Consider the following 14069-nt stretch of genomic DNA (forward strand, 5'->3'; position numbering starts at 1 on the left):
ACGGTGGATGTTGCGGCCGATGTCGCCGCAGACGCTGCCGGCAACAACAACACGGCGGCGACACAGTTCTCTGTCGAGAATGACCAGACAGCACCCATCTTGTTGTCTATCCTGCGCAACACGCCGGCGACTGAGCAGACCGATGCCGACAGCTTGGTATTTGCGATCGCGTTCGAAGAGGCGGTGACTAATGTCACGGCCGAAGATTTTGTGATCTCGGGAACAAGCGCAACAGGAGTTCTAGCCGGATCGGATGCCAGCTATTTGCTAACGGTTTCCGGCGGTGACCTGGCTAGCCTCAACGGCCGCGTCGGCCTGGATGTGGCTGCTGGTCAGGATATCGCCGACCTAGCAGGCAATACCCTCAATGGCGCTGAGCCAGCGACCGATGAGACCTATAATGTCATCAACGATACGGAAGCGCCCACGGTGGTGTCGATACTTCGCGACCTAGAAGGCGAGGTGACGAACAGCGATACGCTGGGCTGGACGGTACGCTTCTCTGAAGACGTGACGGGCATTGATACGGCCGACTTTGTTATATCTGGTACGACCGGCACGATCACGAATGTCTCCCCGCTAGCGGTGGCCCTGCCGCCAAGCGTGACCGGCGGTAACCTTGCGGCTCCGTTTGCGGTGTCTTCATCTTCCTTCACGGTGATGGCCTCAGGCGGGGATCTGGCGAGCTACAATGGCGTGGTTGCGCTGTCTTTTGCTGCAGCCCAGAACATTACTGACGAAGCGGGCAATGCATTGATCAACACGACACCGACCGGCGCGAACGAGGCCAGCTATACGCTCGATAACACGGCGCCGACGGTTTCGATCACGACCGCAGCAATGAGCCCAGTAAGGGCGCCTTTCGAGATCTCGATCTCGTTTTCGGAGGCCGTTTCTGGCTTTTCCATAGACGACATACGGTCTGGCGGCGATGCCAACGATTTTGATGCTCAGAATCTGATTGCCCTCAGCGAGTTGGAATACACTGCCACGATTTTCCCGGGTTATGGGGCCAATCTGGTTATCGAGATTCCTGCCGGTGCTGCGCGTGATGAGGCCGACAATGAAAATACGGCAGCTACACCGCTTTTGATAACTCATGATCAGAACCGTACCCTGACATTGCAGATGCCGGGTGTCGGAGCCGGTAGGGTTACCAGTAGTCCTGCTGGCGTGGACTGTACTGCCAGCTGCGCTACCGATTTCACTTATGCCTCGGTCGTCACGCTGACGGCAACGCCCGAGCCTGGCTCCTCGTTTGCCGGATGGCAAACCGGAGACTGCCGTGAGGAAACGGAAACGACGTGTGAAATTGGACTAAAGCGGGATGCGACCGTGACGGCTCGATTTGTACTGGACAACCCACCAGCGGGCCAGATCGTTGCCGCGACCCTTCCCGGAGCGCGCTCTGGCTATGTTGGCGGTCCCGCCCTGTCTGCGTTCCTGTCTGTGGTAAGTTCAGCGACAACACCTGCCCAATCTTGCCGTGTGACGGCGCCGTCAGATGCGCCCTTCACTCTGAACTACAGCCAGATAGACGCCTCAGGAAACCCAACCGGACCGTCTGATCCACTCTTTGATATTGCGGCAGGTGGAACCCTTAGCTTCGTGCTGGGTATGACGCCGTCGGCCCAAACTGGCGATGGTGGGTATCAGTACTTGCCCATGGTGGTGTGCGAAAATGCCAGCCTCGATCCCATCGTCGGCGTGAGTTCGGTTTCGCTGAATATCGGCCCAGCTCCGACCCCAGACATTCTATCAATCAACGCGACGATATCAGGTGACGGTGTGATCCGCATTCTGCCGCCTGACCGGATCGCATTTATGACCGCTTCGGCGATTAATATAGGTGTAGGTGACGGGACGGCCGGGCCTGGCCAAGTTACCTTAACCGTCTCGGTTGATACAGGTGCCGTAAAGCTGCCCGTTGCGGTCGATGTCTGCCAGATCAATGCTTCATCCGTCTGCATTACACCGCGTAGCAGCAATTTGACCACAGTGATGAATGGTTCCGATCCATTATTCTTTGCGGCTTTTGTTCGCGATGTCAGCGCTGCCGGCATTCCGTTTGATCCTGCGAACTCTCGGGTGTTCTTGCGCTTTAGAGATGGCAATGGCGTCCTGCGCTCTTCGACGAGTGCCGCTGTTATGGCTCCCACATCCGATGATGATCCATTTATGGTGTCATCTATGCCGTCTGGTCGCTGGAGTGTGTTGCTTCGGCAGCCGGATGGCGTCTGGCCAGGGCTGACGCGCGCCGACTTGTTCGTCATGGAGGGGGGGGCCGTTCTCGTGGATGATGGTCAAATGGTTTCACAGTTGAGCATTGCGGCTCTGGGTGAGCCAACAGACGGCCGCGGCCTCTTTTTGCTCTCCAATGAAGTGGGTATTTGGATGAGTAATGGTGCGATCCACTTTGGTCCGCCTTGGGCGCCTGAGACGGGCCACTTCTGGGGCGTGCGCGATATGCGTGGCGACAGCGCAGAAAGCTGGTTGGATTATGCCGGCCGTTTCGGTGAAGATGTTGTCTTGACCGAGGCAGGCGAGTTGCGTGGTCGGATTGGGTCTTGTTCGGTCTACGCCGACGCGCCGTTGGCTGCGCGGGATGCGGCAACGGTGATACTTAGTGGCTGTTCACACTCTGGTGAATATCTTGGCGTCCTCAACATACCGGTCAATGACAACGGCGAGGCTGTACTGTTAATTGCGAACGCCAATAGGGGCTGGCGACTTCCACAATAAGATGAAAATTTTAGCGACTGCTGGTTCCCGATGCAAAAGTGACGATCTGTTGGGGCGGCGAAAGTCAGTATTCCGATTTCGATAGCCGGTAGTCGCGCATGGCCTAATTCGCATTTTGGATATCGATCGGTGGCATCAAGCGCCATCTTGTAGGCTGCTTATGTGCCGCCTTTCGCTTAATCCCTCATGGCACAAAGCCGCTCATGACCTTCTGGGCCCTGACTTTAAACTCGGACCACCAACCAGGGGCACAGAAGTTGACAGTGCTTTCATTCAAACAGTTTCTGCGAGCGGGCCTTACAACCCATGCGACAATCCCAAGATCCGGTAATCTGAATTAATTTGGGTCGAGCAATCTCTGTATCGGATTGCCGCGAGATATTGATGCGCAATAGACTTGTGATTCTGCTCCGGCGGGAGTTTTTACGTCCCACAGTTACCGCCTTAGGGGTTTCATTTCTGCATTTGGCGGGTGTGGGGGTAGCGGCTGTTCGGAACCCCAGCGGAACCCCAGACGCAAAAGAGGGCCCACCGCGGGCCCTATAAAACATACTAAGCTATTGAAAAAGATGGCTCCCTGGGACGGGCTCGAACCGCCGACCCGGTGATTAACAGTCACCTGCTCTACCAACTGAGCTACCAGGGAATAACCAACTCAATGAGCGGGCGGCTATATCACCGGAACGCTTCCGCCGGCAAGCCTTGCAATCCACTCAAATGCACAAAGAAAGATCGGGAGCCAAAAGGCTCCCGATAAGGCATTGGGTGGATGGTGGGGTGTCTTCACGGGAAGACAGTTACACTTTCCCTAAAGAGGGTAAATGTTAGGTTAACGACTTGCGGATTGGGTCGAAAAAGATTCAACCTGTTTGAAAAAGTCTTATCGGGAGGGCGCCGTATATGCGCGAATACACAACATATCGCGATTTCTTTCCCTACTATCTACAAGAGCACGCCAAGCCGGTGACTCGCTATTTCCACTATATCGGATCGATTCTGGCGATCGGAGTGCTGATATATGCGCTGGCGACACAGACCTGGTGGGCGCTGTTGCTGCCGCCGGTTGCCGGATATTTCTTCGCCTGGGTCAGTCATGCCTTTGTCGAGCGCAACAAGCCGGCGACGTTTACCTACCCGTTGTGGTCGCTGCGCGGCGATTATCACATGCTGTGGCTGGCGCTGACGGGAAAGCTGGATGCCGAGCTGGAACGCGCCGGAATTCCCGTCACGCCCGCCGGACAAAGTTGATTCATTGCGTGAAGTGCAACGGAATGAGTTTCTGAAGTTCTTGCCGGAAGTGCTGGAGGCTCCGCCCGGAATCGAACCGGGGTACACGGATTTGCAATCCGCTGCGTCACCACTCCGCCACGGAGCCATCCTTGCGGTGAAGCGCGTTTGTAACCGAGGCGAATTCATGCGGCAACGTGTCTTCGCACGAATGCCGTCATCAGGTGTTGCCGCAGGCTTTCAACGCGCGATATAAGCGGCGCGCATTAACGACAGAAGGGGGGCATCCGTGCTCGATTTCTCACGCGAACGCGACGCCATGGTCGACAGCCAGGTTCACACAGCGGACGTTACCGAACGCCGTCTGCTGAAAGCCATGCGGACCCTGCCGCGGGAGACCTTCCTGCCGAAAAGCAAGCAGGCCATTGCCTATGCTGATTGCGAGGTCGAGGCGGCGTCCGGGCGCTGGATGATGCGGCCGCGCGAGCTGGCCATGCTGATCCAGGCTGCTGATATCGGCGACAAGGATCTGGTCCTGAACATTGCCAGTGGGCGAGGCTATGCCGCAGCGGTTCTGTCGCGCCTCGCGGAAACCGTGGTAGGTGTCGAAGCAGACGACAAGCTGGTTGAGAAGGCTTCCCTCGCGCTCAGCGATGCCGGCTGTGACAATGCCGTGGTGATCAAGGGCGACCCTCATGCCGGCGCTGCGGGGCAGGGACCGTATGACGTGATATTCGTGGAGGGTGCTGTCGAGGAAACGCCGCGCGCCTGGTTCGACCAGCTCAAGGATGGTGGTCGGCTGGCCGTGGTGGCCCGCAAGGGTCCTGTGGGCAAGGCGACGATCTACACCCGCTCGGGCGACAGTATCGGTCACCGCGTTGTGTTTGACGCTACGCCGCGGCTGATCCCCGGATTCGAGCGCGAGCCCGGATTCGTGTTCTAGGCCTGACGGCCTGCTTGATTTTGGGTGGGGGCTTACTAAGTGAACGCTGTTCACTTAATTCGGCTTCGTTATAAATCTTACAAAGCCGACACTATGCTGGCGTGCATTGCTGTATAAACTGCGGTGAAATTCGAGGAACCCACATGTTCAAGCAGATCATCTGTACCGGTGTCTTGGCCGCCGCTGTCATCGCCAATCCCGCCAATGCCCAGACTTTCGAAGAAACGCTGGAGCTGACCTACCGGTCGAACCCCACCCTGCAGGCCGAACGGGCCGGCGTCAGGGCCATTGAGGAGAGCGTGACACAAGCGCGCTCTGCCTGGCTTCCCAGTGTGTCGGCGCAAGCCAGCATTTCCAGCACGCGCACCGAACAGTCGGGTGGCTTCTTCGGCAACCGCACTGACAGCGTAACACCGCAGAATTATCGTATTGATGCCAGCCAGGCGATCTGGCGGGGCGGCGAGATCACTGGCGCCATCAATCAGGCCGAAGCCAATGTGCTGGCGGCCCGTGAAGGTCTGAGGACCACCGAACAGACCGTCCTTTTGCAGGCCGCAACCGCATTTCTGGACGTCCGGCGCGATGGCGCAATTGCCCAGATCCGCCGCAATAATGTTGAAGTCCTTCTGGCACAGCTGGACGCCGCCGAAGACCGGTTCGAAGTCGGCGAGATTACCCGCACGGATGTTTCCCAGGCTGAAGCCCGTCTCGCCAGCGCCCGCGCCCAGCTGGCTGCAGCCCTGTCGCAACTGGCCGCCAGCCGTGCCCGCTATGACGCCGTCGTGGGGCAATATCCGGCAACACTGACGCCAGAGCCGCCGCTGCCCGAAATGCCGCAATCGGTCGAGGATGCTCTGGAAATCGCTCTGGATTATAGCCCCGTTCTCCGTGCGGCCGCTTTCAATGAAGATTCGGCGATTGCAAATATTCGCTCGGCCCGTGGCGCCTACTCACCAGATGTTTCGCTGAACGCGTCTGCCAGCCGGACCAATGACCAGAATTTGTCTGGCGATCAGACAGATCGCTACTCCGTTACTGCGTCGGTTTCTGTGCCACTCTATACGGGCGGCCTGAACCGGTCGCGCGTTCGTCAGGCGACCTTCAATGCAGATCAGGCCCGCATCCGGGTGATTGCCGCCCGCCGTCAAGTTGAGGAAGTCGTGACCACGGCCTTCAACACGCTGATTGCCAGCCGGTCGGTGATTGATTCGAGCCAGCGCTCGGTCGAGGCCAATGAGATCGCGCTGGAAGGTGTGCAGCAGGAAGCTTTTGTCGGCCTGCGGACGACACTGGATGTTCTGAACGCCGAGCAGGAATTGCTCGAAGCGCGACTGACGCTGGTCAGCGCAGAGCGTGATTCGTATGTAGCCGGCCTTACCCTGTTGCAGGCGATGGGCCTTCTGACCGCGGAAACGCTGGAAATTTCCGGCGACCCGGAACCCTATCTGAGCGAGCCTACACGCGCGAATTTCGATCTGACGCCGTGGAATTAGCATTGAAAAACTGGTGTTGGCGGCTGGACACATAGCCCCAACACCGGTTTTATTCCCTCAACAGGGGAAGCGATGAACAAGGAATCGCGCGCTTATGACTGAAGCTGCTGAAAACGAACCGTCCATGGAAGAAATCCTCGCTTCGATCCGCCGGATCATTGACGAGGACGAAGACAGCGGCGAGAGCGAAGCTGCTGCGGAGCCGGAAGCCGCAGCCGAGCCCGAACCTGCTGCCGAGCCAGAACCAGAGCCCGAACCGGTCGCCGAGGCTGAGGAAGAACCGGAAGAAGAAGTGCTCGAGCTGACCGATACGGTTGAGGACGAATCGTCCGGGACCGATCCGCTGGCTGTCGATGATGATCTGATGATTGTAGATCGTGAAGACGAGCCGGAAATTGCTGCCGAGCCGGAACCCGAACCGGAGCCTGAGCCCGAGCCGGCCATGGAAGCCGAACCGGAACCGGCCCCTGAACCGGTTGCGGACGTCAGCGAGGATGCCGAAACGCTGGTCGGGGCTCCGGCCGCGACGGCGGCTGCCGGCGCATTTGACGCCCTGGCTGAAAACCTTCGTGTTGCCAGCGCAGACGGCCTGACCCTGGAAGGCATTGTCCGCGAGATGATGCGCCCGATGCTGAAGGAGTGGCTGGACGCCAATCTGCCACGCATCGTCGAGGAGAAGGTCGAATCGGAAATCGAGCGAATTTCGCGTCGACGCTGAGCCTTTTCTGAAACAGACAACAACAGGGCGTCGACGAAACCGTCGGCGCCCTTTATGTATCCGCCGCCATGCTAAACAAGACCTTTGATCCGAAAGCCGCCGAACCGCGCCTCTACGCGGAGTGGGAAAACGCCGGGACCTTCCAGCCGAAGGACGCCCCGAACGCTGAAACGTTCTCGATTGTCATTCCCCCACCCAACGTAACGGGCAGCCTGCATATCGGCCATGCTCTGAACAATACGCTTCAGGATGTGCTGATCCGGTATCAGCGCATGCTGGGCAAATCTGTGTTGTGGCAGCCGGGCACCGACCATGCCGGTATCGCGACCCAGATGGTGGTCGAGCGCCAGCTGGCCGCCGAAGGGAATATCTCCCGCCGCGACATGGGCCGCGATGCCTTCATCGAGCGCGTCTGGGAATGGAAGGAAGAATCCGGCGGCACGATCATGAACCAGCTGCGCCGGCTGGGGGCCTCCTGTGACTGGAGCCGCGAGCGTTTCACCATGGATGAGGGCCTGTCCAAGGCGGTGCTGAAGGTCTTCGTCGCGCTTTATGAAGAAGGCCTGATCTATCGCGACAAGCGCCTGGTGAACTGGGACCCGCATTTCCAGACAGCGATTTCCGACCTCGAGGTCGAGAACAAGGAAGTCGACGGGCATTTCTGGCGCTTCCGCTATCCGCTGGCGGATGGCTCGACCTATCAATTCCCGATTGCCTTTGACGAGGATGGCAAGCCGACCGAGTGGGAAACGCGCGACTATGTCGTCGTGGCCACCACGCGCCCGGAAACCGTGCTTGGCGATACCGGCGTGGCCGTGCACCCGGATGATGAGCGCTATGCCGGCCTTGTCGGCAAGACATTGCGCCTGCCCATCGCTGATGTGGAAATTCCGATCGTGGCCGATGAGCATGCCGATCCGGAGCAGGGCTCCGGGGCGGTGAAGATTACCCCGGCGCATGACTTCAACGACTTCATGGTCGGCGAACGGCAGGGTCTGCCCATGGTCAATCTGTTTGACCGTGAAGCCCGGCTGATCCGCGAAATCACCGATGAGAAAGTCGACGGGTTGGACCGCATTCCCGAGGAATGGCGCGGTCTGGACCGGTTCGAGGCGCGCAAGGAGCTGGTTGAGCGCATGGAGGCGCTGGGTCTGCTGGACGGGGTCGAGGACCGCAAGGTGCAACAGCCCTTCGGTGACCGGTCCGGTGTGGTCGTCGAACCCTTCCTGACGGACCAGTGGTTCGTGAAGGCCGATGTACTGGCGAAAGACGCCATTGCTGCAGTCGAGGGCGGCCGCACCAAATTCCATCCAAAGAACTGGGAAAACACCTATTTCAACTGGATGCGCAACATCCAGCCCTGGTGCATTTCGCGCCAGCTCTGGTGGGGACACCGGATTCCGGCCTGGTATGATGAAGACGGTAATGTCTATGTCGCCGAGAGCGAAGCTGAGGCTATTTCCAAGGCGGGCGGCAAGACCCTGACCCAGGACGAGGACGTTCTCGACACCTGGTTCTCCTCGGCGCTATGGCCGTTCTCGACGCTGGGCTGGCCGGACGAGACAAAGGAACTGGAACGCTTCTATCCGACCTCGGTGCTGGTGACCGCGTTCGACATCATCTTCTTCTGGGTTGCCCGGATGATGATGCAGGGCCTGCATTTCCGCCACGAGATCCCGTTCCATGACGTCTATATCCACGCGCTGGTCCGTGACGAGCACGGCGCCAAGATGTCCAAGTCCAAGGGCAATGTGATCGATCCGCTCGAGCTGATCGACGAATTCGGCGCCGATGCCGTCCGCTTCACCCTGGCCGCGTTGGCCGCGCAGGGGCGCGATATCCGCATGTCGAAAGAGCGCGTCGAGGGCTACCGGAATTTCGGGACCAAGCTTTGGAATGCGGCGCGCTTCTGCCTGATGAATGACTGCCTGCCGCAACAGGATTTCGATCCGAAGGCGGTAAAGCAGACGGTCAATCAATGGTTGCTGGGCGAGGCTGAAGCCGCCAGCGCCGCTGTCGCGAAGGGACTGGAAACCTACAAGTTCAACGAGGCGGCGGGCGCAGCCTACCGCTTTGTCTGGAATGTGTTCTGCGACTGGCATCTGGAATTCGCCAAGCCGCTTCTGTCTGGCGATGATGAAGCCGCCAAGGCCGAGACGCGCGCAACGACGGCCTATGTGCTGGAAGTGGCGTTGAAGCTGCTTCATCCCTTCATGCCATTCGTGACCGAGGAATTATGGGCCAAGACGGCAGGGGATTCTGGACGTGATGGCCTTCTGATCGTTGCTGACTGGCCGAAGCTGGACGGGCTGGCCAATGAGACCGCGCAGGCGGAAATGAACTGGCTGGTCAGTCTGATCACCGAGATCCGCAAACTGCGCTCGGAAATGAATATTCCGCCAAATGCCAAGCCGGATGCGCTGGCGGTGAGCGGCGATGCCGATCTGGCTGCGCGTCTGCAGCGTCATTCGGCGCTGATTTGCCGGTTGGCCCGGTTGGAATCGATCGCGCCTGCGGCCGCAACGCCGGACGGTTCAGCCCAGATCGTGGTCGACGAGGTGACCTATGCGCTGCCGCTGGAAGGGGTCATCGATTTTGATGCCGAGCGCGCACGCCTCGAAAAGGAAATCGAGAAGGTCGCCGGCGAAATTCTCCGGCTCGAGAAAAAGCTGGGCAATGAGAAATTTGTCGCCAATGCGCCGGAGGCCGTCGTCGCCGGAGAACGCGCGAAGCTGGTGGAATATACGGCGCAGAAGGATGCTCTGAGGGAAGCCCGGGCACGGTTGGGATAACGAAATTGGGTTTGACCCTTTTCGCGAGGCCGTTAGCCTCGGCCCATGACCGGGACTCAACAACTATCCTCTGAAATGGAAACCATCTGGCGCGAGGAACTTTCGCCCTTCCTTGCCGAACGTGAATCCCGGCGGAAAGTGGCGGTTCGTGAGCTGTTCATCGGCACCGGCGGCGGGATTGTTGGCGGCGTGGTTGGCCTGATCGTCCTGGCCGGGCTGGGCGTGCCGCAGTTCGGCTTTTTTGCGCTGATCGGATTAGGTGTGCTCGGCGGATATCTCGGTGGCCGGAAATTCACGGCCCTGCGCCGTGAGGTGAAAGTCGGGCTTCTCAACCGTCTCGCAGAAGTATCCTCCATGCGTTATTCGTTGAAGCCGCCCGTCCCGGCGCGGTTTGATGTATTCCGCGAGCATGGTCTGATCCCGTCCTCGGACCGCCGCTCCTTCGAAGATCATTTTATCGGCGAACGCCACGGCTCGGTTTTCGAGCTTTATGAGGCCAAGCTGGAAGAAAAACGCCATTCGGACAAACGCACCTATTGGGTGACCGTGTTCCGGGGGCTGATGATCCGCATCGAGTTTCCCCGCACTGTCGAAGGGCTGACGGTCATTACCCGCGACAAGGGCATATTCAACGCTTTTGAAGGATGGGGCCGGAAGACGTTCGGCAACAAGCTGAAGAAGGTCGGTCTGGTCGATCCGAAATTCGAGAATATTTTCGAGGTCTATTCCACCGATCAGGTGATGTCCCGCTACCTGCTGACACCCACCTTCATGGAGCGGCTGATTGCCCTGGAAAACGCCGTGAAGGGCAAGAAAGTGCGGGCCGCATTCGATGAACGCCAGGGCGGCGGAGAATTGCTGATTGCCGTCGAGACGGGCAATCTGTTCGAGCCGGGCAGTCTGTTCAAACCGCTTGATGATGAAGGCCGCGTCCGAACCCTGCTGCATGAAATCGAGATGGTAACCGGCATGCTCGACCTGATGGTCCGCCCGCCAGAGCTGGACGAGGATGTTCTGGCGGATCAATCAAAGTGACGGCAATTGAAGCCGGCAAAGGTTCCGGGCGCGTTCGAGAAGTCGAGCGCCGCCTGGCCCCATACAAGAAACGCTATGGTGCCGCTTACCGTAATTTCCTGATGTTGAGCCTGGCTTCAGCGGTGGCGACGGCCGCGGGACTTTGGTGGATCGACCTTGTTCCCGCACCCTTGCGCGTCGCTCTCTGGATCTTGATCGCGGGGGCTGCCGCCAGCTTCGCTTATCGCCCATTGGGCGCACTGGAAAAAGAACTCAAACCAATCATCGAACAAACAATCCTTGAGCCCTATGAGCTATCAAGTCAGGGAAGTCAGCGGACCGACCCGCATATGTCGCCATTCAGCGATGCGTTTGGTGATACCGACCGAAATCAGTGTCATTCGCCATTCGACATGCTCGATCTGTTGCCTAGCGGGGAAAAGGTAGTCTATTCGCGACGGTATGCGCGAAGTGCGCCGAATGCTCTTTCGATTCAGGAAATCGAAGTGAAGCAATTGCAGCTCAACAGGGTGAATTATCCTGACCTTTATCGGCGCAACTGGCGGACTGTTTTTATCGGGCAGGGCGTTGAGGCTGGATTGCCGGATTATTCTGGCCCGCCGTTCGTGCTGGTTCCGCGCCGGCGTGAAATTCACAGTCTCGAGCTGTTGGAGCGAAATACATATCTCCAAGAAAAATATGAAAGGCGCGTGGAAGACTCTGCACTTTCAGAAAGGTATCAAATATGGATCCCGGAGAGACTTCGCTCGTTTAAAATTCCGGGCGGAACTGTGTGCGAGGCAGCGCTGAAATCTGCCGATCTGTTTCCATATAATCAGCTGTGTTTGGCCGTAACGCCCGATAATGGCGGCGACTACATGTTCAGACTCACCATCGATATCGGTCGCCTCTTCAGAGACTCTTCAAGCTCTCGCGGTGCCATGGATATGGTCGTGATCGCTGGTTTTGATGAGAAGTTGCACAAGATTATGGAGGCCGTATCGGTGATGACGAAGGCCCTGAATAATCATGCATCAGACTCGCCCACTCCCTGAGAAAGGTGATCGGCCGTGAGTTCGTAGACATCCGATGCGAGATTGTTCGTCTGCATGAAGTCAGCCAGTGAGCGGAAGGTCACGGTGCGAATAGCGCCATTGTGATCGTCGATCCGCAGGCGCTCGTCCACCGAGGGGCCAAACACCCGCATCATGAATCCCGCACGGATATGAGCTGGGCGGAAATGCGTGTTGATGGCCTCCTGGATGAATACCGGATCATCGGTTTCCCAGACAGCGGCTGCGAGAACCCGCAGAATGAATTCATTGCAGTTCTGATAGCGGCCGTTGAACGGGTTCGAGACCAGCGAGTAGGCCGGGTTATGCATGTCGGAATAGGTCGAAGAGGTCATCACCTCGAACAGGCGCCGCTGCATTTCCGGTGACGGAATAATGATCCCGGCCTCGCCGACCACATCGCCGCGGGCAAAATCCAGCGGCCAGTCCTGAACGAGGTTTGAAACCAGACGATCCTCCTCACCGTGATAGAGATTGTAGACGGCATACCCGTAGAGCGTTTCACCGTCTTCGGTCCGGATTGGCTGGTAGACCCAGAATGCGCCATGCGTGTAACGGACTCCGTCGGGCAGATCTTCGCGGTCCCGCCCGGTCCGGAAGACGAGCGCGATCCGGGCGCCTCTGGCGGCTAGATCGCGTTCGATTTGTTTGGAGAAATCGGCTGCCTCTTCAACTGAGAAGCGGTTGGCGGGCGCCGCACCCGACCCGGCATTGGCGTTGGGAACGATCACCAGAAAGAGGACCGCCAACACTATTCCGGTCAGTCCTGCATAGCGGATTCGCAGCAAGATGGAGCGGCTCATTGTGGTTTGCCTCCCGGCTGCAGGGGATCGTCAGCCGGCTCGAAGGGGACATCCGGTGCCGGCGGGGCGGCGACGATCACTTCGTCGCTGACAAAGAGCGGCCCGGCCTGTTCAAAGCCGAATGACATGATGTCTGCGCCCAGTTCCGCGCCTTCTTCGAGATAGACAATCTCTCCGGTTGCCAGGGCAATCGTCCCGCCGGCCAGAAGAACAGCCGAGCCGAGCGCAACCGGGATGCCGGATTCCACCAGTTCACCCGTTAGAAGGGCCGAGCCTTCAGCAGAGTCACCGGATGCCGCGGCCGAGTCCTGTGCGAATGCAGGTGGGCTTGTCGTGAGAAGGCCTAGGGCTATAATGCCAAATGTAAATTTCATTCACTCCTCCCTCATCTGGGTAGGTATGTGAATGATCACGCACTGAATGCTTGATGAATAAAAGCGTGAATCAAATTTACATTTGAATCTGCGAGCGCTCTATATTTCGAACGTCCCGACTACCGGCACGTGATCGGACGCTTTCGTTTTACCTCGCACCTTTTTATGGATCTCGACCGATTTGAGTTTGTCTGCAGCCTGGGGCGAGCAGAGCAGATGGTCGATGCGGATGCCATGGTCTTTTTGCCAGGCACCGGCCTGATAATCCCAGAACGTGTACTGGTGCGCGCGGCCATCGCATTGCTCGAACGCGCTGGAATATCCCTGGAATAACAGCTCGCGGAATGCGGCGCGGGATTCCGGGCGGGTGAGGGCATCGCCTTCCCAGGCCGCCGGATCATGGACATCGCTGTTACCGGGAATGACATTGTAGTCGCCGGCAAGCACCAGAACTTCCTCATATTTGAGGAGCTCTGTGGCGCGAGCATTCAGGCGCTTCATCCAGGCCAGCTTGTAATCGAATTTCGGCCCCGGAGCCGGGTTGCCATTGGGCAGATAGATAGAGGCGACACGCACCACACCGCTATCGGCCGAGATCACCGCTTCGAGATAGCGCGCCTGCTCGTCCTGATCATCGCCGGGCAAGCCGGCCACGACGTCCTCGATCGGAAATTTCGAAAGAATGGCCACGCCATTATAGCTCTTCTGGCCGTGGGTCTCGACATTATAGCCAAGGTCCTCGATCTCCAGTCGCGGGAAATTCTCGTCCACCGTCTTGATTTCCTGCAGGCAGACAATGTCAGGCGATGCCTCGCGCAGCCAGTCGAGCACATTCTCCAGGCGGGCCTTGATCGAGTTGACGTTCCAGGTGGCGATAGTGAGGGTCATGG

At 58.4% G+C, this 14069-nt stretch carries 11 protein-coding genes and 2 tRNA genes; 8 read left to right on the forward strand and 5 right to left on the reverse strand.

The annotated features are described in order from the left end of the window. On the forward strand, positions 1 to 2742 hold a 2742-nt coding region (locus tag V0U79_RS12140), incomplete at its 5' end, for an Ig-like domain-containing protein (protein WP_330199784.1). A 570-nt stretch (positions 2743 to 3312) separates the two neighbouring features. Here the strand turns inward: V0U79_RS12140 and V0U79_RS12145 are convergent. Continuing rightward, positions 3313 to 3388 (reverse strand) — tRNA-Asn (locus tag V0U79_RS12145). A gap of 254 nt (positions 3389 to 3642) precedes the next feature. Here V0U79_RS12145 and V0U79_RS12150 point away from each other — a divergent pair. Continuing rightward, the gene (locus tag V0U79_RS12150) at positions 3643 to 3990 is read left to right on the forward strand and encodes an Mpo1-like protein (protein ID WP_330199785.1); all 348 of its coding nucleotides are present in this window, start codon (positions 3643 to 3645) and stop codon (positions 3988 to 3990) included. Positions 3991 to 4043: 53 nt separating this feature from the next. On the opposite strand, the gene V0U79_RS12155 is transcribed toward V0U79_RS12150, so the two are convergent. Further along, positions 4044 to 4117 (reverse strand) — tRNA-Cys (locus V0U79_RS12155). Positions 4118 to 4258: 141 nt separating this feature from the next. Here V0U79_RS12155 and V0U79_RS12160 point away from each other — a divergent pair. From V0U79_RS12160 to V0U79_RS12185, 6 genes are all read left to right on the forward strand, one after another. Further along, positions 4259 to 4912: a protein-L-isoaspartate O-methyltransferase family protein gene (locus tag V0U79_RS12160; protein WP_330199786.1), complete on the forward strand. Its 654-nt coding sequence runs from the start codon at positions 4259 to 4261 to the stop codon at positions 4910 to 4912. A 143-nt stretch (positions 4913 to 5055) separates the two neighbouring features. Beyond that, positions 5056 to 6405, forward strand: a complete 1350-nt coding sequence (locus V0U79_RS12165; RefSeq protein ID WP_330199787.1) for a TolC family outer membrane protein — start codon at positions 5056 to 5058, stop codon at positions 6403 to 6405. A 94-nt stretch (positions 6406 to 6499) separates the two neighbouring features. Beyond that, on the forward strand, positions 6500 to 7123 hold the full coding sequence (locus V0U79_RS12170; protein WP_330199788.1) for a DUF2497 domain-containing protein: 624 nt from the start codon (positions 6500 to 6502) through the stop codon (positions 7121 to 7123). 68 nt (positions 7124 to 7191) lie between these two features. After that, positions 7192 to 9915: a valine--tRNA ligase gene (locus V0U79_RS12175; protein WP_330199789.1), complete on the forward strand. Its 2724-nt coding sequence runs from the start codon at positions 7192 to 7194 to the stop codon at positions 9913 to 9915. A gap of 45 nt (positions 9916 to 9960) precedes the next feature. Then, entirely contained in the window at positions 9961 to 10950 is a 990-nt protein-coding gene (locus V0U79_RS12180; protein WP_330199790.1) for a DUF3137 domain-containing protein, read from the forward strand. Next, positions 10947 to 11984 (forward strand): hypothetical protein, encoded by a 1038-nt coding sequence (locus tag V0U79_RS12185; protein WP_330199791.1) that lies wholly within the window; start codon positions 10947 to 10949, stop codon positions 11982 to 11984. The genes V0U79_RS12180 and V0U79_RS12185 overlap by 4 nt, the downstream gene beginning before the upstream one ends. Here the strand turns inward: V0U79_RS12185 and V0U79_RS12190 are convergent. The 3 genes from V0U79_RS12190 to V0U79_RS12200 all read right to left on the reverse strand — a co-directional run bounded on the left by V0U79_RS12190 (position 11957) and on the right by V0U79_RS12200 (position 14067). Further along, the gene (locus tag V0U79_RS12190; protein ID WP_330199792.1) at positions 11957 to 12805 is read right to left on the reverse strand and encodes a DUF2145 domain-containing protein; all 849 of its coding nucleotides are present in this window, start codon (positions 12803 to 12805) and stop codon (positions 11957 to 11959) included. The two genes, V0U79_RS12185 and V0U79_RS12190, sit on opposite strands and share 28 nt — an antisense overlap. Next, on the reverse strand, positions 12802 to 13179 hold the full coding sequence (locus V0U79_RS12195) for a hypothetical protein (protein WP_330199793.1): 378 nt from the start codon (positions 13177 to 13179) through the stop codon (positions 12802 to 12804). Before V0U79_RS12195 ends, V0U79_RS12190 begins: the two co-directional genes overlap by 4 nt. A 99-nt stretch (positions 13180 to 13278) precedes the next feature. Continuing rightward, positions 13279 to 14067, reverse strand: coding sequence for an exodeoxyribonuclease III (locus V0U79_RS12200; protein ID WP_330199794.1), 789 nt, complete (start codon positions 14065 to 14067; stop codon positions 13279 to 13281). Positions 14068 to 14069 lie beyond the last annotated feature (2 nt).

It is taken from the genome of Hyphobacterium lacteum (assembly GCF_036330345.1).
Classification (GTDB): domain Bacteria; phylum Pseudomonadota; class Alphaproteobacteria; order Caulobacterales; family Maricaulaceae; genus Hyphobacterium; species Hyphobacterium lacteum.